The sequence below is a fragment of the Nonomuraea sp. NPDC049714 genome (assembly GCF_044465295.1).
In the GTDB taxonomy this organism is placed as follows: Bacteria; Actinomycetota; Actinomycetes; order Streptosporangiales; family Streptosporangiaceae; genus Nonomuraea.
In genome coordinates this window covers 896,601-919,498 of sequence record NZ_JBITLM010000001.1, presented here as the reverse complement: position 1 = coordinate 919,498, position 22,898 = coordinate 896,601, and the positions used below count along the sequence as shown (strand labels likewise).

Genomic DNA, 22,898 nt, shown 5'->3' with positions numbered 1-22,898 from the left:
GCTCCCCGTTGTTTCAGCCTTTTTCCTTGAAGTACCTGGCCGCGCCCGGGTGCAGCGCCACCGGCTGCACCTGCTGGGCGAGGGCCGGGTCGAGTTTGTTCGCCTCCGGGTGCACGGCCACGAGCTCGGCCTTCTTCTCGAACAGGGTCCGGGTGATGTCGAAGGCGAGCTGCTCGTTCATCTTGTCCGGCACCAGCAGCACGTTGGCGATCCCGACGGTCTTGATCGTGCCGTCCAGTTTGTAGACGCTCATGTCGATGTCCAGGCCGACGTACTGCTCGCCGTGCTCGGCCTGCATCTTCGCGAGCACGTCGGCGGTGTCGAGCATCTTCATGTCGGACCTGGTCGTCGCCAGGTCCACCACCCCGGCCGTGGGCAGGCCGCCCACCCAGAAGAACGCGTCGATCGTGCCGTCCTTCACCGCCTGCACCGACTCGTTGATCGACAGCTGCTGCTTGCTGATGTCGCTGTCCGGGTTGAGCCCGGCGGCCTCCAGCATGCGCCTGGCCACCACCTGCGTGCCGGAGTTCGGCGGGCCGAGCGAGACCGTCCGGCCCTTCAGGTCGGCCACCTTCTCGGCGGCGATCCCCGGCGCGACCACCACGTGCGCGTAGTTGTCGTAGATGCGGGCCAGCGCCTTGACCGGCTGCTTCTCGGTGAAGGAGCCGGTGCCGTTGACGGCGTCGGCCGCCGTGTCGGACTGCGAGAAGCCGATGTCGGCCTTGCCGGTGGCCAGCAGCTTGATGTTCTCGATCGACGCGGAGGTGACCGAGGCGGTGGCCTGGGTGTTGGCGATGTTGGCGGACAGCTGCCTGGCCAGCCCGCCGCCGTAGACGTAGTAGACGCCGGTGGTGCCGCCGGTGGCGATCGACAGCCGGTTGCCCGACCCGCCCGCGCCGCCGCCGCAGCCCGCGATCAGGACGGCCACGCCGAGTAGCGCCAGTATCCGCTTCACGCTGGGACTCTCCTTCTTCTGATGAGGTGTACGGCCGCCGCGGCCGCCAGCACGACGATGCCCGCGGCGATCGGGACGGGTTCGAGGAAGAGCAGCAGCACCGCGGCGACCGTGGCCAGCAGCCGCTCCACCGGGCCGCTGAGCCCGCCGGTCGCCATGGCGAGCGCCGCCACCGCCACCGCCGAGACCGCCGCCATCAGCAGCACGACGGTGATCGGCCCCTGACCCAGCAGCGCCTGTCCGTTCGGGGTGAGCACGAACGCGAACGGCACCAAGAAGGCCGGCAGCGTGTAACGCCAGGTCATCATCATGGTCTTGTACGTGTTGCCGCCCGTGATCGCGGAGGCCGCGACCGCCGACAGCGCGGTCGGCGGGCTCACCTCCGACAGGACCGCGTAGTAGAACACGAACATGTACGCCTCCGCCGGGCTCACACCGAGCGTGGTGAGCGCCGGGGCGATGATCACCGCCGCGATGATGAAGCTCGCCGTCACCGGCACCGCCAGGCCGAGCAGCAGGACCGCCACGGCGGACATGACCGTGGTGAGGATGAGGTTGCCCGCCGCGACGTCCACGATGATCGAGCTGAGGTTGAGCCCGAGCCCGGTCTGGGTGATGACGCCGACGATGATGCCCGCCGCCGCGCAGACCGCGGTCACCGGCAGCACCTCCAGCGTGCCCTTGGCCAGTGCCTGGCCGATCCGTCCGGGGGTCATCCGGTGCGCCGGGTCCAGGAAGGACAGCGCGAACGCGACGGCGGTGGCGATCACCACGGACTGGAACGCCGACCGGTCCAGAGCCATCAGCACGATGATCAGGATGAGCGAACTGAAGTGGTAGCCGAAGCGCAGCAGCAGCTTCCCGGCCCGCGGCGCGTCCACCGCCACGGCGTGGGTGTTGAAGCGGCGCGAGTCGATCTCGATGGCCAGGAAGATGCCCAGGTAGTACAGGATCGTCGGGATCGTCGCGTAGACCAGCACCTCCAGATAGCTGACCCGGAGGTACTCGGCGATGATGAACGCCGCCGCGCCCAGCGTGGGCGGTGACAGGATCGCGCCGATGCCGCCCGCCGCCAGGATGCCGCCGGCCGGCTCCTTCGGGTAGCCGGCCCGCCTGAGCACCGGCCAGGCGACGCTGCCCAGGCTGACCGTGGTCGCCACGCCCGACCCCGAGACGGTGCCGAGCAGGAAGCCCGCCGTGGTGACGGTGCGGCCGGGGGCGGCACGGGACTTGCGGAAGGCGGCGAAGCTCAGGTCGATGAAGAACTTGCTGGCGCCGGAGAAGTCGAGGACGGCGCCGTAGATGGTGAAAAGGATGATGTAGCTGGCCGCCACCTGCAAGGGGACGCCGAAAAAGCCCTCGGTGCCCGTATACAGCTGCGACACGATCTGGTCAAGGTCGAATCCTCGGTGACCAATAGTCCAGTCAATCGGCAAATATGCACCCAAATAGGCATACGCCAGGAAAAAAGCGCAGATGAGGGTGAGTGCCCATCCGACGGTTCGTCGTACGGCCTCCAGCAGCAGCGCCGTCAGCACCACCCCCGCCACCACGTCCAGCTCGCTCAGCGCCGCGCCCGAGCCCCGGTCGCGGAAGGCGTCGATGCCGAGCAGCGGATAGACCAGCACCGCCAGGGAGGCCGCCGCCAGCAGCCAGTCACCGACGGTCGGCCACTCGACCCGCGACCGAGCCCCGCCCGCCGCCACGGGCGCGGTGGCCGGCGGCTCCCCACCGGCCACCCTGGGCACGGTCGCCGACGGCTCCTCGCTCACCGCCACGGGCACGGTCGCCCGCGTATCGCGGGCTGCCGGCACGGTCTCCACTGTCGCGTCCGCGTCGCGAAGGGCGGTCGCCGCCGCGTCCGGCGGGCCGGCGCGGCGTTCGCGCAGGCGCCGGATCGCCGGCCCCAGGCCGGAGCGGTAGCTGAGGAAGACCAGCGGCAGCGCCACCGCCAGGAAGGTCATCCGGTGCTGCAGCGCCTCGACCGGGTAGAACACCACCGCGATCGAGTACGCCGACAGCGATCCGCCCACGATCCAGGCGCCGAGCCGGAGGCGGTCGGGTAGCCGGCGGGCGGGCCGTTCCTGCTCGTGGGCGGAGACCAGCTCCGCCTCCCGGTCACTGAGCTCGGTCAAGTGGTTCCTCCCGACAGGGCGTTGGGGCAATTTAAGAGCCCTTTACTGTCCGTGGGAAGCCTCTGTTACCTTTATTTGATTATTTGCCCGCCTTAAAATCGTGGCCTGGACCGATCGGCCAATTCGGCGAGCGGCACCGGCCCCTCCTGGCCGCCGTCGCGCGACCGCACCGACGCCTGTCCGCTCGCCACCTCACGCGGCCCCACCACGAGCTGGTACGGCACCAGCCGGTGGGCTCTGATCCGGGCGCCGAGGGTCCCTCTGCCGGCCGGAGCCAACTCGGTCCTGAGCCCCGCCGCGACGCTTCGCCGTACGAGATCCTCGGCGGCGGGCAGCTCGGCGTCGGACAGCGGCAGCACGACCGCCTGCACGGGCGCCAGCCAGGCGGGGAACGCGCCGGCGTGCACCTCGATCAGGTGGGCCATGAGCCGCTCCAGGCCGCCGACCACGCTGCGGTGCACCATGACGGGCCGGCCGCCGCCGACGTAGCCGAGGTCGAAACGGCCGGGCTGGTAGTAGTCCACCTGAACGGTCGACAAGGTCGACTCGCGCCCTGCGGAGTCGGCGATCTGGATGTCGATCTTCGGGCCGTAGAAGGCGCCCTCGCCGGGCTCGGCGTCGAAGTCGCGCCCGCGCTGTTTCAGGACCTCGGTCAGGACGGCCTCCGAGCGCTGCCACATGCCGGGGTCGTCCACGAACTTGGCGCCCTCGCCCCGCAGCGACAGCCGGTAGCGGACGGCCCGGATGCCGAGCTGGGCGTGCGCGGCCTCGATCAGGTCGAGTGCGGCCGACACCTCGGCGGCGGCCTGCTCGGGCGCGCAGAAGGTGTGCCCGTCGTTGAGCTGGATGGCCCGCACCCTGGTCAGCCCGCCGAGCACGCCCGACAGCTCGGAGCGGTACATGCCGCCGATCTCGGCGATGCGCAGGGGCAGGTCGCGGTGGCTGCGCTGCCGGGAGCGGTAGATCAGCGCGTGGTGCGGGCACAGGCTCGGCCGCAGCACGAACTCCTCCCCGCCCACCATCATCGGCGGGAACATGTCCTCGGCGTAGTGCGCCCAGTGCCCCGACTTCTCGTACAGCTCCCGCTTGCCGAGCACGGGGGAGTTGACGTGCTGATAGCCGTGCCGGCGTTCGAGCTCGTGCACGTAGTCCTCGACGGCCTTGCGGACGGCCGCGCCCGCGGGCGGCCAGTAGGGCAGGCCGGAGCCGATCAGCGGGTCGGTGCCGAACAGGCCGAGCTCACGGCCGAGCCTGCGGTGGTCGTTCATGATCATCCCTCTGGGTGGAAGGGGCGAACGGCCGATGTCCCCGGGCGTTCGCCCGGGGAGCAGGAATCAGCGCGCCGGGACAGGGTCCGGCGTCGTCGTGACGTAAGCGCGCTGCATGCCTGCGACGCTAGCACCGGAGGTCCCGCTCCGGCTGCCGGATTTCGCCACCGCACAAAATCACCAACAAAAGGTCAAAATGATATAAAGAACCGGTGGCCGAGATCACCCTGAACCTCCGCCAGCTGCGGGCGTTCGCCGAGGTCGGCTACCAGGTCGCCGGCGGCGGCGGGGCGCACGGCGCGATGACGGCGCTGCGCCGGGTCGTGCCGCTCGACGCCTACGAGTTCGTCGCCTTCGACCCCGCCACCGGCCGCCACCACAGCGTCTCCTCCGACGGGCACGCGCGCATCGACGGCGACGCGGCGGAGGAGTACGCGGGCCTCGACGCCTACCGCACCGCCATGGCCACGCGGGAGCCGGTGACGATGCCCGAGCCGGGCACCGAGCGCTACTTCCGCCGCCACCTGGCGCCCTACGGCTGGCGGGCCGGGCTGACCGCGCCGCTGTTCCTGGCCGAGGGCCGCTACACCGGCCTGCTGCACCTGGCCACCAGGGGTGCCTTCGCGGACGTCACGCCCGCGCTGGTCGCCGCCGCGAGCCCGATGCTGGCGCACGTCACCGACCTGGCCACCTGCGTGATCGACCCGGTCGGGCTGCCCGCCGGGTTCCGCGCGGTCGCCTTCGACCGGGTGGGCACCCGCCGCGACGTGCCCGGCCTGGACACCTCGGCGGCGCTGTGGGACGACCCCGCGATGGCCGGCTACGCCCGCGCGTTCATCGACTCACGCGAGCTCAACCGGCACGGCCTCTGGCTCGACCCGCGCGGCCAGTGGCACGAGACGCGGCTCCTGCGGGCCGGTGTCGGCTTCCAGGGCGCGCTGCAGGGCGCGGTGGTCGCCGAGCGGCCGTGCTCGCTGCCGTACGACCTGACCGGCCGGGAGGTGGACGTGCTCACCCGGGTCGCGGCCGGCGACTCCAACCCGCAGATCGCCGCCGCCCTGGTGCTCAGCGTGCGCACCGTGACGACCCACCTGGAGCACATCTTCGCCAAGCTCGGCTGCGACAGCCGCACCCGGCTCACCACCAAGGCGCTCGCCGAGGGCCTGTGCCGGCTGGACGTCTAGACGGCCCACCCCGGCTGGACGGCCCACCCCGGCTGGACGGCCCACCCCGCCGGGACCGTCACCAGCGGCAACTCGAACCAGACCGCCGTCCTGCCCCCGCCCCGGGTGAAACCCCAGCGGTGGCTGAGCTCCTCCAGCAGCGGCAGCCCCCGCCCGCCGGTCGACTGCGCGTTGGCACGGCAGGCGCACGGCGGCTCCTCGGAGCCCGCGTCCTCCACGCACACCCGCACCACGTCCCGCGCCGCCAGCACGGTGACCGTGAACTCGCCCCCGGCCCCCGACCGGGAGTGCAGGATCGCGTTCGTGGCCAGCTCGCTGGTGAGCAGCACGCAGTCGTCGTGCAGCGGATGGTCGCGCCCGAGCACGGCGGTCACCAGACTCCTCGCCCTCGCCACCTGGGACGGGATTCCCGGGAAGCGGAGTTCGAGCCGGTGGGAGCCCGGGTCGATGGTCTCTGGCGAGGACGGTGTCACGGCGACCCCCTGATGACGGCGACGTCATGAGACGCGCCAGACCGGTGCCAGGGACTATCGCGAAAAGGTAGGAATGCCCTTTCTCAAGGTCGCCCGTACGACCGTGCGGGTGGACCGAGTACGCTGCGATCGACGAGTCGACTAGGAGGAGTGCCTGCGTGAGCAGCCTGGAGGCCGTCTGGGTGCAGCGATACGACCACCCGGGGGCAGCGGTCGTGACCGGCGTCTTCGACATTCTGCACGTGGGACACGTGCGCTATCTGAGCTCCGTCGCCGCGCGCGGCCGGCCGCTGGTCGTCGGGATCGAGGACGATCCGAGGGTGCGGGCCTGGAAGGGGCCGTCGCGGCCCTTCAACCCGGCGCCGGAGCGGGCCGAGGTGATGGCGGCGCTGCGGTTCGTGACGGGGGTGTTCATCGTCACAGGACCGCCGGACGCGCACGGACCCGAGGACTACATCGACCTGCTGGCCCCGATGCGGCCCGGCGCGCTCGCGCACACGGTGGGAGACCCCCACGCGGCCGCCCGCCACGCCGCCGCGACGCTCCTGGACGCCGAGTGCTGGGAACTGGAGGCGATCCCCGACCGCTCGACCACCCGCATCGTCAACGCCGCCGGCAAAGGCTGAAGGCAGCCCGCAGTCCGAGGTGATGGATGGTGATCGGTGCCCGGCGTTCTCAGGACGAGGTGGGCCGGTGCCCGGCGTCCGCGAGGGGCAACGCGGGGTGGCGCGGCGTCCGTACCCGGCAGGGCGGTGGCGTGCGTCCGGAGCACGACACGACGTGGGGGCCGGGCGGCCGGCTGGGCGGGCATGATCGCGTAATCTTTCCTGACATGATGGCCGACTCGTTGGCGCGGAAGGTCACCGACCTGCTCGCTCCCCAGGTGCTCGTGATCGCGATGCCGCCTGCCGTCGGCCTGATCGCGCATGGGTGGCCCGGAGCCGTGTGGGGGCTGCTGGCCTCCGCCCTGTGCGGTGGGGTGCCCGCCGCGGTGATCGCCGTGGGGGTGCGGTCGGGGCGGCTGGACTCCCACCACATCGTCGACCGGGCCCGCCGGACCGGCCCGCTGCTCGCCGCCGTCGCGGCCGTGCTGTTCGCGCTGCTGGTGCTGGCCTTGCTGGGCGCGCCGAGGCTGCTGGTGGCCACGGTGACCGCGATGCTCGCCGCCCTGGCCGTGACCATCCCGGTCACGCTGCGCTGGAAGATCTCCTTCCACGCCGCCGTCTCCGCGGGCACGGTCGTGGTGCTGGCGCAGGTGCTGCCCGCCCTGCCCACCTTGGCCGCCGGAGCGGCCGTGGTGGCGCTGGTGTGCTGGGCGCGGGTGCGACTGGCCCACCACACCCCGGCCCAGGTGGCCGCCGGGGCGTTGGTCGGGGCGCTGGTGACCTGGGGGACCCTGGCGGCGTTCGGCATGGAGTAGTGGGCATGGAGTAGCGGGCGCGGAATAGCGGGGGGCGGGCGGGGGTTGGCGCGAGCATGGATGCCACGAACCGCGGCCGGGTGCGTGTCGAGCGCTCGGCCAAGCGCGTCAGGACCTACCTCGGTGGCCGGGTGGTGGCCGACACCACCCGCGCGCTGCTGGTGTGGGAGGTCCCCTACTATCCCGTCTACTACTTCCCGCTGCAGGACGTCGAGGAATCGGCGCTCAAGCGGACGGACACGACCAAGCACTCGCCGAGCAGGGGCGACGGCGTCGTCCACACGGTGACGTCCGGGGGCGTGGAGGCGCCGGAGGCGGCGCTGACCTATCCGGAGTCGCCGCTGGAGGACATCCGGGGGCATGTGCGCTTCGACTGGGAGGCGATGGACGCCTGGTTCGAGGAGGACGAGCAGGTCTACTTCCACGCGCGTGACCCGTACACGCGCGTGGACATCCTGCCGAGCTCGCGTCATGTGCGGGTGGAGGTGGACGGGGTGACGGTGGCGGACTCGCGCGCCGCCAGGATCCTCTTCGAGACCGGTCTGCCGGCCCGCTACTACCTGCCGAAGACCGACGTCCGGCTGGACCTGCTGGAGCACACCGACACCGTCACCCACTGCCCGTACAAGGGGAGCGCCGAGTACTGGTCGGTCAACGGACGCGAGGACCTGGCGTGGTCCTATCGCACCCCGCTGCCGGAGAGCGAGCGGGTCGCGGGCCTGATCGCCTTCTACAACGAGAAGCTCGACATCTACGTCGACGGCGAGCTGGAGGAGCGGCCGAAGACCAAGTTCGGCTGAGTTGACAGACCCGGCCCGCATCCAACACCCTTTCACTATTCAAATAGTGAAAGGGTGTATTGGTGATCGAGTTCCAGCTGGACAGGGGTTCGGGGGTGTCCACGTACCTCCAGCTCGTCCACCAGGTCAGGCAGGCGCTGCGGCTGGGCACCCTGCGGCCGGGTGACAAGCTGCCCACGGCGAGGGAGGTCGTCGAGAGCCTGGCGATCAACCCGAACACCGTGCTCAAGGCCTACCGGGAGCTGGAGCGCGAGGGGCTGGTGGCGGGCAAGCCGGGGCTCGGCACGTTCGTGGAGCGCGGCCTCGCCGGCGGGACTCTGGCCGACCACACCCGCCTGCGGCGCGGGCTCGAGGCGTGGGTGCGGCAGGCGCGGGAGGCCGGGCTGGACGAGGAGGACCTGCGGACGCTGTTCGGCGCGGTGCTGGCCGATGCGGCGCGTGAGGGGGTCGCATGAGGCCGCCCGCGCCCGAGGCGCCCGTGCTGGAAGCGCCAGTGTTGGAAGCGACCGGGCTGGGCGTGCGCTACCGGCGAGGCTGGGCGCTGCGCGACTGCTCGCTGGCCCTCCCCGCCGGACGGGTGGCCGCGCTGGTCGGGCCGAACGGGGCGGGCAAGACCACGCTCATGCACGCCGCCGTCGGGCTGCTCGCCCCCGCCCGGGGCAGGGTGGTCGTACGGGGACAGGCCGCGTTCGTGGCCCAGGACAAGCCGCTGTACGAGACGTTCACCGTCGCGGAGATGCTCACCTTCGGCCGCCGGACGAACCTCCGGTGGGACGAGCGGGCGGCGTTGGATCGGCTGGCCGGGCTGGGCATCCCCCTGGACCGCAAGGTGGGCCGGCTGTCCGGCGGACAGCAGGCGCAGGTGGCGCTGACCATCGCGCTGGCCAGGACCCCCGATCTGCTCGTGCTGGACGAACCGCTCGCCAACCTCGACCCTGTCGCCAGGCACGACGTGATGCGGGCGATCATGGCGGAGGTGGCCGAGCACGGGCTGAGCGTGCTGCTGTCGTCCCACGTGGTCTCCGACCTGGAGGAGACCTGCGACTGGCTGGTCGTGCTGAACGGCGGGCGGCTGCAGGTGAGCGGCGACATCGAGGACCTGCTGGCCGGGCATCTCGTCATGACGGGCCCCGCCGGGCTCGCCGGGCCGGGGCGGGTGCAGGTCGTCGCCGAGAGCCGTACCGCGCGGCAGGTCAGGCTGCTCGTCAGGGGCGAGCCGCCGCTGGACCCGCGCTGGCAGGCGCGGCGGCCGGGGCTCGACGAGCTCGTCATGGGCTATCTGCGCAGCCCCGAGTCGGCCGCGCTGCCGGGGCTCGCGGCGGCGGGCCGATGATCTGGCTCACCTGGCGCCAGCACCGGGCGCAGATCCTGCTCACCGCCGCCTTCCTGGCCGCGCTCGCGCTGCTGCTGCTCGGGTCGGCGATCGAGGCCACGCTGTACGTCTCCGAGCACGCCGCGCCCGGCTGTCCCGGGAGCGCGCCCGCGTGCGCCCCGCTGGAGGTGGCGCTGGGGGAGCGGTACGACGCGATCTACTCGATCTTCGGCTGGATGCCGCTGGTGCTGCCGGCGCTGATCGGCGCGTTCTGGGGGGCGCCGCTGCTCGGCAGGGAGTACGAGCGCGGCACCCACCGGCTGGCCTGGACCCAGGCGGTGCCGGTGTGGCGCTGGCTGGCGGTCAAGCTGGCGGTGCTCGGCGGCGCGGTGGTGGCCGGCGGGCTGCTGCTGTCGCTGATGGTCAGCCTGTGGCGGCCGGTGTTCCGGGCCGGGATCGAATCGTCGTTCGGCAACGTCGGCGTGTTCAACATGGTCGGGGTGGCGCCGGCCGTGTGGTGGCTGTACGCCTTCGCCTTCGGCACGCTGGCCGGGACCGTGCTCCGGCGCACGATGCCGGCGATGGCGGTGGTCGTCGCGGGGGTGGCGGTGACCATGTTCACGCTGTTCGCGCTGAGCGACCACTACGCGACCCCCGAGCGGGTGGTGCTCTCGGGCACCACCGAGCTCGGTGATCCGGACGCGCGGCTGGTCGGTGCGACGTGGGTGGACCCGGCGGGCCGGGAGGTCGACAGCCCCGGCGCGGAGGTCTGCCCGCGCCGGGTGGACGCCGGGCGGAGCAGCCGGAACACCGAGGCGTGGGAGACGTGCCTGTTCGGCAAGGGGTACGGCTACGCCGTCTCCTACCACCCGCCCGCGATGTTCTGGCGCTTCCAGTGGACGGAGGCGGGCATCCTCCTGCTCGCCTCCGGGGCGATGGGCGGGCTGGCCGTGCTGCGCACGCTACGCCGCACTGCCTAGCGGCCCTGAGCGAGCCGCGGACCCGTACGGCTCGCTCAGGAGCGGCCCCAGTGAGGGTCGCGGCCCAGGTACCGCAGCAGGGTCGCGACCTCGTCGTCACCGGTCTCAGCGGCCAGCGCGGGGCCGTAGGCGAACCCGCGCACCACTTCGGCGGTCGCCCGCGCCACCGGCAGCAGCCCCGCCGCCAGCTCGGGCGTCAGCGGCGAAGGGCGGCCGGTGGCCACGGCGATGTCCCACGCGTGCACCGCGGCGTCCAGCGCGCAGGCGCCCGCGCCCAGCTCGGGCGTCATCCTGTTCGGCGGCATCGGCACCGGCACCTCGGCCGCGGCCCGGTCGACGCCCGCCCACGCCTTGGCCGAGCGCGCCATGGCGTCCTCCGCGTACGCCACCGGGTCGGCCGGCAGGGTGCCGGAGGGCGCGAACGGGTTCTCCGCCGGGCCGGGCTCGCCGGTGAGGAAGGCGGCGTAGCCGATCTGGTCGCCCGCGGCGTGCTGGAGCACCTGGGTGACGTTCCAGTCGGCGCAGGGCGTGGGGAGCTCCCAGGCGTCGGCGGGCACGTCGCCCACGACGGTGCGAAGAGCCTCGTGCGCGTTGTCGAGCAGTGTCCACCCGGACGTCATGACTGGCCCCTTTCGGCGTTTTCCGTTGACACCACTCTATCAGAACGGAATGATTTGTTCCACTCAGGTGAGGAGTCGGGTGAGCACCCTCGTGCCGAACTCCAGGCCCTCCACCGGGACCCGCTCGTCCTTGCCGTGGAACATGCCGAAGTAGTCCAGGTCGGGCCGGAGCATGAGCGGCGCGAAGCCGTACCCCTCGATGCCGATCCCGGCGAACGACTTGGCGTCCGTGCCCCCGCTCATCACGTACGGCACCGGTCTGGCCAGCGGGTCCTCGGCCACGAGCGAGCCGGCCAGCTCGTCGAAGAACGCCGAGGGGTACGGCGCGGCCGGGGCGTCCTCCAGGTTGACGAACTCGCGGACGATCTTCGGGCCGAGCAGCTCGTCGATCGTCTCCAGGAACTCCTCCCGCAGGCCCGGCAGGTAACGGCCGTCCACATGCGCCTCGGCGGTCGAGGGCACCACGTTCACCTTGTAGCCGGCGTTCAGCATGGTCGGGTTCGCCGAGTTGCGGATCTGGCCCTCGAACAGCTGGCCCAGCGCGCCCAGCCGGGCCGCCTCCTCGTCCAGGCGGTCCAGGTCGATCGGTGTGCCGGTGATCTCCGACAGGCCCTGGACCAGCGCCGCCACGGATGGCGTCAGCCGTATCGGCCATTGGTGGGCGGCCACCCGCGACAGCGCGTGCGCCAGCGTGGCGACCGGATTGTCCACCGCGGGCCTGGAGCCGTGCCCGGCCACGCCGTGCGCGGTCAGCTTCATCCAGGCCGTGCCCCGCTCGCCCACCGCCACCGGGTAGACCCGGTGCTCGCCGGAGGTGACGCTGAAGCCGCCCGACTCGCTGATCGCCTGCGTCACGCCGTCGAACAGCTCCCGGTGCTCGGTCACCGCGTGCCGCGAGCCGTAGTCGCCGGTCGCCTCCTCGTCCGCCAGGAACGCCAGCACGACGTCCCGCTTGGGCCGCACGCCGAGCGCCCGCAGGCCGAGCACGGCCGACAGCGTCATCGCGCACGAGCCCTTCATGTCGACCGCGCCCCGGCCGTGGACGCATCCGTCGGCGATCTCGCCCGAGAACGGGTGCGTGCGCCACTCGGCGGGGTCGGCGGGCACCACGTCCAGGTGCCCGTGGATGAGCAGCGCGTCGGGGGAGTCGCCCTCGATCCGGGCCACCACGGTGGTGCGGCGCGGCGCCGCCTCGAACACCTCCGGCTCCAGCCCCGCCTCGGCCAGCAGCGTGGCCACGTACTCGGCGGCCGGCCGCTCGCCCGAGCCCGGATTGGTGGTGTCGAACCTGATGAGGTCCGAGCAGATCTCCGCGACGCTCTTCACGCGCTTCCCTCCAGCTTGAGCGGCGCCACCTCGGGTGTGTCGAACCCGAAGAGCGTGCCGTAGAAGGCCAGCTCGGCCTCCAGCACCGCCACGATGGTCTCTTCCCTGCGCCAGCCGTGCTGCTCGCCCGGATAGGTGAGCAGGGCCCACTGTTTGCCGTGCCTGTCCAGCTCCGCGACGAACCGCTCGGCCTGGCCGACGTCCACGATCGCGTCCTCCAGGCCGTGCAGCATGAGGCACGGCCCGGACGCCTGGCCGGCGTGCAGCAGCGGCGAGCGGTCGGTGTAGCGCTGCCGGGTCTCCGGCAGCGGGCCGATCAGGCCGTCCAGGTAGCGGGACTCGAAGTCGTGCGTCTCCGCCGCCCAGCTCTCCGGGTCGGTGATCGCGTAGTGGGCGACGCCGCCCGCGAACACGTCGCTGTGCACCAGCGCCGCCACCGTCGTCCAGCCGCCGGCGCTGCCGCCCCGGATGGCGATCCTGGCGGCGTCGGCCCGGCCCAGCTCCACCAGGCCGCGCGCCACCTTGGCGCAGTCCTGCACGTCCACCACGCCCCACTGGTGGCGCAGCCGCTCCCGGTAGGCCCTGCCGTAGCCGGTGGAGCCGCCGTAGTTGACCACGGCCACGCCGAGGCCCCTGCTGGTGAAGTAGGCGATCTCCAGGTCGAGCACGACCGGGCTGCTGCCGGTGGGCCCGCCGTGCGCGAAGATCACGTAAGGCGCGGGGCCCTCGGCCCCGGCCGGCGGATACAGGTGCGCGTGCACGCCCTCGACGGTCACCGGCTCCGGGTCGGGCAGCAGCTCACGCGGCGGCAGCGGCTTCGGCGCCGACACCACCTCGCGCCCGCCGCCCTCATCCAGGTCCAGGTCCAGGTCCACCAGCACCACCTCCAGCGGCGTGTACGGGGTAGCGGCCACGGCCGCGACCTTCCCGCCGGCCGCCGACACGGTGGAGGCCCAATAGGTCGCCTCGCCGCCGATCTCCCGCAGCTCCCCGCCGTCGGGGTCCAGCACACCCAGGCGGCGGCGGTCCGCCGTGCCGTACACGACGACCAGCCGCCCGTCCGCCACCGCCAGGCAGGCCAGGCCGGGCTTCCACGGCGCGGCGCCGAACTCGGCCTCCATCGGCGTCAGGTTGCGGTCACGGACGCCGTCCCTGCCGATCACGTGCACGTTCCACCAGCCGGTCGGGTCGGTGACCGCGTACAGGCTGTCGTCGTCGCGCCACTCGGCCTGCACGACCGACTCCTGCGGCCCGCCCGCGACCACCTCGTGCGGGCCCGCCACCCCGTCCGCGTCCAGCGGGGCGACGCACAGCTCGGTGCCGTCCCACGGCATGGCCGGGTGGTTCCAGCCGATCCAGGCCAGATGGCCGCCGCCGGGGGACAGGCGGGGGTTCATCACGAAGTGCTGCGCCTTGACGATCCGCCTGACCGGGCCGCCGCCGAGCGGGATCGCCACCAGGTCGCGCACGTCCTCGACCTCGCGCACCGCCCACACCTCCTCGCGGCCGGGCGGCAGGTAGAGGTCGGCGTAGCGGGCGGGGCCCGCCGGCGTGAGCGGCACCGGGGCGCCGCCGTCGAGGCGGTAGACGCGCTGGTCGGCCCAGTTCGTGAAGACCAGGCCGCCTCCGGGCAGGGGACGCCACGAGCGGCCGCCGTACTCGATCACCCGGTTGCGCGCGTTCCACCCGGTGGGCAGGGCGTCGACGCGGTCGCCGCCGGGCAGCCGGCGCACCACGCACCGCCTGCCGCCCTCGTGCGGGCGCGGCTCGTCCCACCACACCTCGACACCGTCGGGCGTGGCCACGGCCTCCACCCACTGGGGGCCGCCGTCCGTGCGCGCCACATCGATCGGTCGAATGCTCATATTTCACCAATTGCCGTCGGATGGGGGCAGGGACAAATCAGGCGGATGCAGGACGTACACGATGCCGCCACTGCCTCCGCTGCCGGTGCTCCTGAGCCAGACGTTCTCGAACGCGGCACGCGGATAAACCCTGCGCACCTCCGCGCCGCCCCCAGGCGCGGCCGGATCGTTGACCAGGATGTCGCCCCCGGCGGTGAAGCCGGTGACGACCATGATGTGCCCGCTGGTGGAGTACCCGGAGCCCGGCAGCTCATGCGACCGGAACGACAGCGAGGTGATCACCGGGATGCCGGCGCGCACCAGCCGCTCCAGCTCGGCCGCCGACCGCAGCCTCGTCACGAACCCCGCCAGCCCGTACGTCCCCGCGTAGGCGACGTTGAACGGCCAGTTGCCGGTGCCCTGGTAGCTGGTGTCGTAGCTGCCGCGCGCCGCGTGGTCGACCGCCGGGCACGGGTCGCCGTCCCCCACCCAGCCGAGCTCGGCCGGCGCGGGACCGCGCTCCCAGTAGGCGAGCACCATGGCGACGGCGGCGGGTCCGCACCAGTTGGCGCCGCCGCCGTCGTACTCGGGATGATGTCCGGCGTGCTCGTGCTGGGAGTACGCCGGAACCACCAGCTGGACCGCTCCCGCCGTGGCGGAGGCGCTCGGCGTCACCGGCCGGGGCGGCACGGCCGAGGCCAGCACGCCTAGGCAGTCCACCCGCGCGCCCTCGCCGTGCGCGGTGACCCGCACCTGATAGGCCACCACCGCCCGCCGCGCCACGAACGTGTCCACCGCCACGTCGCCGTCCCGGTCGCCCTGCCCGGGAACCGAGGTGCGCGGGCCGCCGTGCGCGGACCACCGGCCCATCACGTACCACTTGGTACGGCTCCCCGGCGCGGTCGTGGCCCGCAACTCCACCTCGATCCAGGAGCCGGGAGGAGTGCGCGCCGTCCACGAGGCGACGAGCTGCGTCGCGGCGAAACCGATCGGGTGCTCGTCGCTCGTCCACACCGCACCCCCGGCGGGCACGGTGAAGCGGGTGAAGGCCACTTCGGCCAGGTCGACGGTGAGCACCGGCCCCATTGTGGAGCGGCCGCGCCGCCCGCGCATCGGAGGGTTTACGTACGTCCGCCGAATGTGTCAGTGGTGATCACTATCGTCCCGATCATGACTCAAGCGGTGCAGGCGTACTCCTACGCCGGGCCCTCCGTGCTCGCCGATGGCCGTCTCGGGCTGTCGACCTCCGGCGGCACGGCCCTCTCGGGCCCCCAGACCCACCCCCGGTTCTTCAGCGGGCTGCTCACCCACGCCGCCCCGGCCGCCGCCGGTCTGCTGGCCGTGGCCGACGTCGCGCTCACCCGCTACCACCAGCCCCGCCCCGGCTGGACCCGCGACCCGGTGGTGACCTGCGACGGCGGCCGGCTCAGGTTCGAGTCGTTCTCCGCCTGCGGCGGCGTCTACGCCCGCCTGGACGTGCTCGGCCTCGACGGCGACGTGCTCGACCGCGGCACCACCAACGTCGACGTGAACGGCCCGCTGCGCGAGTCGCTGGCCAGAGTCGGCGGCAGGGACCCGCTGCACCTCGGCGTCGGCCCCGACGAGCTGACCGTCACCACGCTCGACGGCGCGGTCGTGGAGAAGAAGGTGCCGCTGCCCACCCGCTGGCTGCGCGGCTTCGCCGAGGTGCAGGTGATCGCGGCCGGCTTCGACCTGCGGGCGGAGCTGAAGGGGCCGCAGGCGGTGCGCTTCCTGCGGTCGCTGCCGCGCAAGGCCTCCACCGCCGTGTGGGCCGCGCCGTCCGGCCGCGACCTGCGCCTGACCTCCGGCCCAGGGAATGGCGCCGTCAGCCTGGCCGGCGTCGGCCGCGTCGCCACGCTGATGCCGCTGCTCAGGTTCGCCAAGGCGCTGCGGGTCTACGGCCCGGCGGCCGGCAGCCGGCACCAGGCGAGCGCGTGGGAGCTGGAGCTGCCCGGCATGCGCTACACCGTGGCCGTCTCACCCGAGCCGTGGCGCGGGTTCTCCGGCGAGGGCGCCGTCCTTTCGCACCTGGCCACCGACGAGGCCGCCGGCGACGCCGACGTGGTCGGCATGCTGCTCAACTTCGAGCCGACCGTGGAGATCGGGCTGCTCGCCGACCGCTCGGGGCTCACGGTCGAGCGCGTACGCGCCGCGCTGACCCAGCTCGGCACCGCCGGCCGCGTCGGCTACGACCTGCACGACGCCTCCCACTTCCACCGCGAGCTGCCCTACGACCGGGACCAGGTGGCACAGCTCAACCCCCGGCTCACCGCCGCCCGCGCGCTGGCCGCCTCCGGCGCGGTCCGGCTCGACGGCGACCAGGCCCAGGTCACCACCTCCGGCGGCGTCAGGCAGGTCGGGATCGAGCAGGGGACCTGCACCTGTGCGTGGTGGTTCGACCATCGCGGCTCACGCGGGCCGTGCAAGCACGTGCTCGCCGCCCGGATCGCCGCCCGCCTGATCGTCGACGTGCCCGCATGAGCGCCGGAAGGAAGACGAGCACGGCGACCGCCGCCGGCGACGCGCCGACGGTGGCCGAGCTGGAGCGCGCACTCGGCGAGGCGGCCACCGGAGAGACCTGGCAGGACCTGGAGCGCTGGCTGGAGGCGTTCGTCAGGTTCCGCACCGAGGACCTCCCAGGGCTCAGGGAGGCGATGCGGGCGCCGGCGGTGCGGCAGTCACCCCCGTACGACAAGCGCGAATGGCCATATCCGGCGCAGTGGGTGGCGGCGATGGCCGACCTGGTCACCACGCCGGGGCCGCACCCGGTGGGCCGGCTCCCCGACATCTCGCGGGTCTCCGCGCCGCACTGGCTCCTGCTGCGCCGCCTGGCCGAGATCCACGCCGCCGTGCGCGGCGGCACCGCGCCGCCGTACCTGCTGGCCACCCCCACCACCGGCACCGGCGGGCTCGACCCGGCCGCGCTGGTCGCTCGGATCGAGGGGTACGAACGGGCGGGCGTCGAGGCGATGCCCGCCGACCTGCAGCAGGCGCTGCTCCGGCTGCCCCGCCGGATCCCGCCGGAGGTGGCGGCGCGCGCGGGCCGCCTGACCTCCGCGGCGGGCGTCACACTGGCGGGCTGGCTGACCGGCAGGCCGGAGCCGCGGACCCGGATCGCCTGGCGGCACGGCTCGGGCGTCTACCTCGACGACCGGGAGCCGTCCCCTTCCAGCGAGGTCTCCCTCGTCCCCGGGATCCGCGCCGAGCCCACCGGGCTGGAGCTCGTCGACCACCTGCTGTCCGCCCCTCGCCCGTCCCGGTGGCAGGCCGACGGAGACGATCCACGCGGCTGGCCCGCGATGCTGCCCCACGACCGGGAAGCCGTGGCCGTGCACTACCTGCCGTACCTCTTCTGCCGGGAGCACGGATCCCACATCGAGCTCACCCACGTCCAGATCCTGTCGGTCACGGACGGGCCACCGGGGGAGGCCATCGCGCTCCTGGCGGCCTACTTCCTGCTCAACCGCAAGTGGAACCGGGCCCCCGCCGGGGTGTCGCTGCTCCTCGACCTGGCCGCCAGGGGCGACCTGCCCACCGTCGAGGTCGGCCGTCAGCTCGCGCTGCTGCTGCGGCGGACCTGGCTGAAGGCGGCGGCGCTGCGCGAATCGATGGAGCTCGCGGCCGACCGGGGCGGCCACGACCACGTATGGCAGATCATGACCGGCCTGCTGCCCGCCTACCTGCCGGGCCCGGGCGAACGGGCGCACGCCGGGCACACCCAGGTGCTCGCGCTCGCCGCCCGGATCGCCCACCGGACCGGGGCCGGCGGTGAGCTGCCGTGTGTGGCGGAGATCGCCGGCCGCGGGGGCGAGAGCGGCTTCGTCCGGGCGGCCCGTCACCTGCGGGCCGCCCTGAACTGACAGCTTCCCGCCCGGGGGAGTCGCGGGGGCGCACCCGGGCGGGGACCATTTTCCGGCGGCAGGAGCCGCGAGCGCGGCCGGGACTACAGGTACAGGCCGGTGTTCTCGCCGCTGGAGGCCGACGGGGTGACCGCGCGGCCCGAGCGGAGGGCGTACAACTCGGCCAGGGTCGCGCCCGAAGGGCCGACACCGTCGGAGTGGCCCAGCCAGGAGACCGCCTCGTCCCTGGTCAGCGGGCCGACCTCAAGCTGTGCCAGGCAGCGGCCGGGACGCACGACGGCTGGGTGGAGGCGGGCCAGGTCCTCGTTCGTGGTGATCGCCACCAGCACGTCACGGCCCTGGCCGAGCAGGCCGTCGGTCAGGTTGAGCAGGCGCGACAGCCCCTGCCCCGTCTGGGACTTCGCCGACGCGCTGATCAGCTCGTCGCAGTCCTCCAGCACGAGCAGCCGCCAGCGCTGCTTGTCGTCCTCGTCGTTGTCGTAGCCGACGGCCACCTCCATCAGGTAGCCGGGCTCGTCGAACAGCCGCTCGGGGTCGAGCACGCAGTCGACCTGGCACCACTCCTGCCACTGCTTGGCCAGCGTGCGCAGCAGCGTGGTCTTGCCGGTGCCGGGAGGGCCGTGCAGGAGGATGAGCCGGCCGTTCACGTCGGCCGGGGTGACGGCCATCAGGTCGTCCAGCGAGCGGCGCACGGCCGCGGAGTAGTTGCCGCTGATGTCCTGCCAGGGCTGGGCCGTGATCGGCTTGTCGGAGCGAGTGCCGCCGTGCGAGCCGCGCCACCAGAAGCCCATGTCGACGTGGTCGGTGTCCGGCTCCGGCTCCTCCGCCCCCTCCAGGCTCTCCTTGAGCACCGAGCGGGCCAGCTCCTCGCTGATCGCGGTGACGCTGATCGTGGCCGCGCGGTTGCGGTGCCGGATGACACGCAGGGTCCAGCCGTCGCCGCAGATCAGCCGTGACTCCGAGCCGTCCTCGATCTGCGCGGTCCGTACGACGCGGCCGTGCGAGGGACGCAGCGGCGCGTCCGGGCGGACCCGCTCCAGACTCGCCAGCCGGGACCAGGGCTGGACACCGGTGGCGAACGGCGACAGCGCCAGGGCATCGATGACGTCGATGGCCGAGTCGGAGTCGTCGATCCAGATCTTCATCGGCAGCTCGCCCGACTCCTGACCGGGGAACGGCACCTCCTTCATCACAGACATGACTCCAATGATCACAGTTAGCGGGACTTGATGTCGAAGGGTTTGCGGGAAATCACCCTGTCTTGGTCAGCTCTCCCTTGCTCTCCCCGCCGAACATGGTCAGCTCGTAGTCGGCCCGATCCTCGTCCTTGCGGTCGAGCGACACCTTGATGCCGCCCGTGCTGTCGAGGATGGCGCAGACGCCGCCGAGACCGGTCAGGTCGAAGGATAGCTTCGTACCGGCCACCTGGGTCAGCTTGAGGGTGCCCTTCGCACAGCCGGGGTCCTCGCCGGGGGACTCCCACACGCCCGTGCTCCGGCCCTGGCGCAGGATGATCGTGACGGCCTCGTCGTCGAACCGCTTGTCCAGCATCGTGCCGCTGGCCTTGCCCGACCAGGTGCCGGCCAGCGCCGCCGGAACCTTGAGCCCGCCTTCCGCGGCGCTCTCCCGCGATGTCGGCTCCTGGGCCGGGGTGGGCTCCGTGGCCGGGATGGAAGGGGACGCCGTGTCCGCGCTCGGCGTAGGAGAGGCGGTGGTGGACAGGTCGTTCACGATGGGCGGAGTGGGGGTGAACCAGAGCAGCGCGCTCCCGCCCGCCGTCAGCGCCACCAGGACGGCCAGCGAGCCGATCAGCACCCCACGCGAACGCCGCCGGGGCACGCCGGTCGTGTACGCCGGCCCCGGCGGGCCAGTGCGATGAGGATCCCCGGAGACCTCCGGGGGCGGCATGCCGCCGGGGTGGGCGAAGCCTCCGGACGGCCCCGCCGCCGGTCCGCCGGGGTGGGAGACGGCGGGTGGTGGGGTGGTGTGGGGGCCGCCGGTGGTCGTGTCCGTCAGGGGTGGGGTGTTCGGGCCGACCAGCATGCCGATCAGGTCCCTCGCCGTGGGGCGGCGGGACGGATCCTTGGCCAGGCAGCCGGCCAGCACCGCGCGCAGCCGGGGCGGCAACGGCCTCAGGTCCGGGTCGGTGTGCAGGACCCGGTGCAGCACCGCCGGGACGGTGTCCGCGCCGAACGGGCTGACCCCCGTCGCCGCGTACACCATGCTCGCCGCCCACGCGAACACGTCCGAGGCGGGCGAGGCAGGGGTCCCGTTGATCTGCTCGGGGGCCAGGTAGGCGGGGGTGCCGATCAGCCCGGAGGTCATCGTCGCCGCCCCCTCTGCCCTGGCGATGCCGAAGTCCACCACGCGGGGACCGTCCGGCCCGAGCAGCACGTTGCCGGGCTTGAAGTCGCGGTGCACGATCCCGGCCGCGTGGATGGCGGCCAGCGCGGTGGCGCTGCCGACCACCACCCGTTCCAGCTCGCCACCGGCCAGCGGGCCCCGATCCCGCACCCGGTCGGCCAGCGAGGGCCCGTCGATGAACTCGCTGATCACGTACGGGCGCGGCCCCTCGGTCGAGGCGTGCAGCACGCGCGCCGTACAGAAGGACGCGATGCTCTCCAGCGCCTGGAGCTCCCGGGCGAGCCGGGCGCGGGTCTCGCGGTCGCCCGTGCTCAGCAGTTTGATCGCGACCGGCTCGCCGGCCGGTGAGTGTGCGAGGTAGACCACCCCCTGGCCGCCCTCCCCGAGCCGCCCGGCCAGCCGATGGCCGCCCAGGGAGGGCGGATCGTCCGGCGTGAGGGGGGTCACCATGGGCGCTACGTTACCGCTCGCCACGTCTGGTGATAGGTCGTGACTCGTACCGTCTGCGTTAGCGTGCAGACGTGAGAACCATTGACTGGGTGGACGGCGCCGTCGAGCTCGTCGACCAGACCCGGCTGCCCGGCGAGTGCGTGATGCTGCGCCTGCGCGGCGTGGACGAGCTCATCGGGGCGATCCAGCGGCTGGCGGTGCGGGGCGCGCCCGCGCTGGGCGTGGCCGGCGCGCTCGGCGTGGTGCTCGCCGGGGACGACCGCGACGCCATCGCCAGGCTGCGGGCCGCCCGGCCGACCGCCGTCAACCTGGCCTGGGGCGTCGACCAGGCCGCCGCGCACCTCGGGGAGGGGCCGCAGGCCGTGCTGCGGGCGGCCCTGCGGATCAGGGACGACGACATCGCCGCCTGCCTGGCCATGGGGGAGCGCGGCGCGGACCTGCTGGAGGGCGACGGCCTGCGGATCATGACCGTGTGCAACACCGGCGGGCTCGCCGCAGTCGAGCGGGGCACCGCGCTCGGCGTCGCGCAGACGCTGCACGAACGCGGGCGGCTGGCCGAGGTGCTCGCCCTGGAGACCCGTCCGCTGCTGCAGGGCGCCAGGCTCACCACCTGGGAGCTGGCCAGGATGGGGGCGCCGCACCGGCTCATCGCCGACTCCGCGGGACCGTACCTGCTGTCGCGGGGAGGCGTCGACGCGGTGCTCATCGGCGCGGACCGGATCGCCGTCAACGGCGACACCGCCAACAAGATCGGCTCGTACGCGCTCGCGCTCGGCGCCCAGCGAGCCGGGGTGCCCTTCATCGTCGTCGCCCCGGAGAGCACGATCGACCCGGCGACGCCGTCGGGCGAGCACATCGAGATCGAGGATCGCGCCCCCGGCGAAGTCACCACATTCGCGGGTATAAGGGTCGCTCCTGAGGGCACACAGGTGGCCAATCCGGCGTTCGACGTGACGCCACACGAGTTGATCACTGCCATCGTGACGGAGAGGCGTGTCATCCGGCCTTCGGCGAAATAGTCAGAACCGGGGACCTATCTGTGCTTCCCACGTTACGCTCAGTTGTCATCAATGCCGATTTTCTGGAGCACGGTATGGCCATTGACCTTGTCAGACGACAGGACTGGGACGCGCGGTCGCCGCGCGGCGACTACACACAGCTTGGTTCCACCAAGGGGGTGAAGGTTCACTACACAGGTGGGCGGGTCGATCCCGGAATCGTCGGCGACCACGCCGGGTGCGTCAAACTCGTCCAATCCATTCAGAGTCACCATATGGATGGCAATGGGTGGATCGACATTGGTTACTCGTTCGTCGCGTGTCCCCATAAGAAGGTCTTCGAGGGGCGGGGGCTGCACCACTTACCAGCCGCCAACGGCTCCGGGCTCAACTCGGGCCACTACGCCGTGCTCGGCCTGGTCGGCAACTCCGGCCTGGTGCAGCCGCCCGACGCCCTGCTGCACGCCATCCTCGACGCCGTCGACCACGTACGCGATCAGGGGCGGGCGGGCAAGGAGATCAAGGGGCACCGCGACGGGTTCCCCACCGACTGCCCCGGCGGCCCGCTGTACGCCTGGGTCCAGCGAGGCGCGCCCCGCCCCGGCACCGACACCGCCCCCGGCGACCCGCCCACGACGGCCCCGCCGTTTCCTGGGCGGTTGCTGAAGTACCCGCCGGTCATGCGGGGCGAGGACGTGCGGACCTGGCAGACGAGGATCGCCGAGCGCGGCTTCGAGCTCGACGTCGACGGCGCGTACGGTCCCGCCTCGCGCGAGGTGTGCCGCTCCTTCCAGCGTCAGCAGGACATCGAGGACGACGGTGTCGTGGGACCCGCCACCTGGCGCCTGACCTGGGACGCTCCGACGACCTGACCCCGGTTTCCCCAAC

21 protein-coding genes are annotated in these 22,898 nt (G+C 72.8%); 11 read left to right on the top strand and 10 right to left on the bottom strand.

Annotation, left to right across the window (positions count from 1 at the left end; genetic code table 11):
* Positions 1–13: 13 nt before the first annotated feature.
* From ACIBQX_RS04390 to thrS, 3 genes are all read right to left on the bottom strand, one after another.
* Complete coding sequence (locus tag ACIBQX_RS04390) at positions 14–955, bottom strand: TAXI family TRAP transporter solute-binding subunit (protein ID WP_397000484.1); 942 nt, start codon at positions 953–955, stop codon at positions 14–16.
* A complete protein-coding gene (locus tag ACIBQX_RS04385) occupies positions 952–3,090 on the bottom strand; it encodes a TRAP transporter permease (protein ID WP_397000482.1) in 2,139 nt (712 codons plus the stop codon). The genes ACIBQX_RS04390 and ACIBQX_RS04385 overlap by 4 nt, the downstream gene beginning before the upstream one ends.
* Before the next feature lie 92 nt (positions 3,091–3,182).
* Entirely contained in the window at positions 3,183–4,358 is a 1,176-nt protein-coding gene (gene thrS / locus ACIBQX_RS04380; RefSeq protein ID WP_397000480.1) for a threonine--tRNA ligase, read from the bottom strand.
* A gap of 212 nt (positions 4,359–4,570) precedes the next feature.
* Here thrS and ACIBQX_RS04375 point away from each other — a divergent pair, with 212 nt between their 5' ends.
* Complete coding sequence (locus tag ACIBQX_RS04375) at positions 4,571–5,542, top strand: response regulator transcription factor (protein ID WP_397000478.1); 972 nt, start codon at positions 4,571–4,573, stop codon at positions 5,540–5,542.
* On the opposite strand, the gene ACIBQX_RS04370 is transcribed toward ACIBQX_RS04375, so the two are convergent.
* Positions 5,539–6,015 (bottom strand): ATP-binding protein, encoded by a 477-nt coding sequence (locus ACIBQX_RS04370; protein WP_397000476.1) that lies wholly within the window; start codon positions 6,013–6,015, stop codon positions 5,539–5,541. The genes ACIBQX_RS04375 and ACIBQX_RS04370 overlap by 4 nt on opposite strands.
* Positions 6,016–6,173: 158 nt before the next feature.
* Between ACIBQX_RS04370 and ACIBQX_RS04365 the strand changes: the two genes are divergently transcribed.
* The 6 genes from ACIBQX_RS04365 to ACIBQX_RS04340 all read left to right on the top strand — a co-directional run bounded on the left by ACIBQX_RS04365 (position 6,174) and on the right by ACIBQX_RS04340 (position 10,527).
* Positions 6,174–6,641 (top strand): adenylyltransferase/cytidyltransferase family protein, encoded by a 468-nt coding sequence (locus ACIBQX_RS04365; RefSeq protein ID WP_397000474.1) that lies wholly within the window; start codon positions 6,174–6,176, stop codon positions 6,639–6,641.
* 26 nt (positions 6,642–6,667) lie between these two features.
* Complete coding sequence (locus tag ACIBQX_RS04360) at positions 6,668–7,435, top strand: hypothetical protein (RefSeq protein ID WP_397000472.1); 768 nt, start codon at positions 6,668–6,670, stop codon at positions 7,433–7,435.
* Between the two features lie 56 nt (positions 7,436–7,491).
* Positions 7,492–8,235, top strand: a complete 744-nt coding sequence (locus tag ACIBQX_RS04355; protein ID WP_397000470.1) for a DUF427 domain-containing protein — start codon at positions 7,492–7,494, stop codon at positions 8,233–8,235.
* 62 nt (positions 8,236–8,297) lie between these two features.
* A complete protein-coding gene (locus ACIBQX_RS04350; protein ID WP_397000468.1) occupies positions 8,298–8,690 on the top strand; it encodes a GntR family transcriptional regulator in 393 nt (130 codons plus the stop codon).
* Positions 8,687–9,568, top strand: a complete 882-nt coding sequence (locus ACIBQX_RS04345; RefSeq protein WP_397000466.1) for an ABC transporter ATP-binding protein — start codon at positions 8,687–8,689, stop codon at positions 9,566–9,568. Before ACIBQX_RS04350 ends, ACIBQX_RS04345 begins: the two co-directional genes overlap by 4 nt.
* A complete protein-coding gene (locus tag ACIBQX_RS04340) occupies positions 9,565–10,527 on the top strand; it encodes a hypothetical protein (protein ID WP_397000464.1) in 963 nt (320 codons plus the stop codon). The genes ACIBQX_RS04345 and ACIBQX_RS04340 overlap by 4 nt, the downstream gene beginning before the upstream one ends.
* A gap of 35 nt (positions 10,528–10,562) precedes the next feature.
* On the opposite strand, the gene ACIBQX_RS04335 is transcribed toward ACIBQX_RS04340, so the two are convergent.
* The 4 genes from ACIBQX_RS04335 to ACIBQX_RS04320 all read right to left on the bottom strand — a co-directional run bounded on the left by ACIBQX_RS04335 (position 10,563) and on the right by ACIBQX_RS04320 (position 15,403).
* The gene (locus tag ACIBQX_RS04335) at positions 10,563–11,147 is read right to left on the bottom strand and encodes a TIGR03086 family metal-binding protein (protein WP_397000462.1); all 585 of its coding nucleotides are present in this window, start codon (positions 11,145–11,147) and stop codon (positions 10,563–10,565) included.
* 63 nt (positions 11,148–11,210) lie between these two features.
* Positions 11,211–12,473 carry a M20/M25/M40 family metallo-hydrolase gene (locus ACIBQX_RS04330; protein WP_397000460.1) on the bottom strand — a complete coding sequence of 421 codons (1,263 nt, stop codon included), beginning with the start codon at positions 12,471–12,473 and terminating at the stop codon, positions 11,211–11,213.
* On the bottom strand, positions 12,470–14,338 hold the full coding sequence (locus ACIBQX_RS04325) for a prolyl oligopeptidase family serine peptidase (protein WP_397000458.1): 1,869 nt from the start codon (positions 14,336–14,338) through the stop codon (positions 12,470–12,472). Before ACIBQX_RS04325 ends, ACIBQX_RS04330 begins: the two co-directional genes overlap by 4 nt.
* 3 nt (positions 14,339–14,341) lie before the next feature.
* Positions 14,342–15,403, bottom strand: coding sequence for a C39 family peptidase (locus tag ACIBQX_RS04320; protein WP_397001528.1), 1,062 nt, complete (start codon positions 15,401–15,403; stop codon positions 14,342–14,344).
* Between the two features lie 84 nt (positions 15,404–15,487).
* On the opposite strand from ACIBQX_RS04320, the gene ACIBQX_RS04315 reads away from it, so the two are divergent.
* A complete protein-coding gene (locus ACIBQX_RS04315; RefSeq protein WP_397000456.1) occupies positions 15,488–16,819 on the top strand; it encodes an SWIM zinc finger family protein in 1,332 nt (443 codons plus the stop codon).
* Positions 16,816–18,198, top strand: a complete 1,383-nt coding sequence (locus ACIBQX_RS04310; protein WP_397000454.1) for a hypothetical protein — start codon at positions 16,816–16,818, stop codon at positions 18,196–18,198. The genes ACIBQX_RS04315 and ACIBQX_RS04310 overlap by 4 nt, the downstream gene beginning before the upstream one ends.
* Positions 18,199–18,281: 83 nt before the next feature.
* Here the strand turns inward: ACIBQX_RS04310 and ACIBQX_RS04305 are convergent, their stop codons facing one another.
* Together ACIBQX_RS04305 and ACIBQX_RS04300 are read right to left on the bottom strand one after the other, a co-directional pair.
* The gene (locus ACIBQX_RS04305) at positions 18,282–19,397 is read right to left on the bottom strand and encodes a DUF5925 domain-containing protein (protein ID WP_397000452.1); all 1,116 of its coding nucleotides are present in this window, start codon (positions 19,395–19,397) and stop codon (positions 18,282–18,284) included.
* 52 nt (positions 19,398–19,449) lie between these two features.
* On the bottom strand, positions 19,450–21,012 hold the full coding sequence (locus tag ACIBQX_RS04300; RefSeq protein ID WP_397000450.1) for a protein kinase: 1,563 nt from the start codon (positions 21,010–21,012) through the stop codon (positions 19,450–19,452).
* Positions 21,013–21,083: 71 nt separating this feature from the next.
* On the opposite strand from ACIBQX_RS04300, the gene mtnA reads away from it, so the two are divergent.
* Together mtnA and ACIBQX_RS04290 are read left to right on the top strand one after the other, a co-directional pair.
* Positions 21,084–22,031: an S-methyl-5-thioribose-1-phosphate isomerase gene (gene mtnA / locus ACIBQX_RS04295; RefSeq protein ID WP_397000448.1), complete on the top strand. Its 948-nt coding sequence runs from the start codon at positions 21,084–21,086 to the stop codon at positions 22,029–22,031.
* Between the two features lie 254 nt (positions 22,032–22,285).
* A complete protein-coding gene (locus tag ACIBQX_RS04290) occupies positions 22,286–22,882 on the top strand; it encodes an N-acetylmuramoyl-L-alanine amidase (RefSeq protein WP_397000446.1) in 597 nt (198 codons plus the stop codon).
* Positions 22,883–22,898: the final 16 nt, after the last annotated feature.